Source organism: Myxacorys almedinensis A (assembly GCF_010091945.1).
GTDB lineage: Bacteria > Cyanobacteriota > Cyanobacteriia > Leptolyngbyales > Leptolyngbyaceae > Myxacorys > Myxacorys almedinensis.
Genome location: NZ_WVIE01000080.1, coordinates 1 through 556, shown reverse-complemented (window position 1 = coordinate 556; position 556 = coordinate 1). Strand labels below are relative to the sequence as shown.

1 protein-coding gene is annotated in these 556 nt (G+C 49.6%); it reads left to right on the top strand.

Annotation, left to right across the window (positions count from 1 at the left end; translation table 11 throughout):
- Positions 1–158: 158 nt before the first annotated feature.
- Positions 159–556 (top strand): IS110 family transposase (locus GS601_RS22725; RefSeq protein ID WP_162425564.1); only part of this gene is annotated, 398 nt, incomplete at its 3' end.

Here is a 556-nt window from a genome sequence, read left to right as displayed (position 1 = left end):
GGATGCAAGACATCGTGGAGAAGCTAGGGTCATCTCTCTATGCAAATAGTCAAACTCGAATCATCGGTTGGGACAACAGATCCCGAATGACGCAAGGCAGAGTCAAAGACTAAGCTCTTTAGAATAAATCCTCTTTAGAATAACTAGGACAGGGTGAGATGGGGCAGGACGAACAATGGATTGGGATAGATGTGTGTAAGCGCTGGCTAGATGTGCATCTACGACCAGAGGGTAAAAGCTTTCGAGTCAGCAATCATGACGGTGGCATCCAAGAATTAGTCACTCATCTGGAGTTACCTTGTGAAGTAGGACGCGTCGTTTTAGAATCCACGGGTGGGTATGAGCGGCAAGTGGCATTGCGCTTGTGGGCATTAGCCTACCCAGTCGTAGTGATCAACGCCAGACAAGGGCGCAATTTTGCCAAAGCGGCAAATCAACTTGCTAAAACTGACCGGGTGGATGCGGCAATATTGGCATGGTTTGGGGAAGCGCTCAAACCGCAGATTCGAGCGTTTGCGAGTGACGCGCAAGCTCAGCTTCAGGATTTAGTGACGCG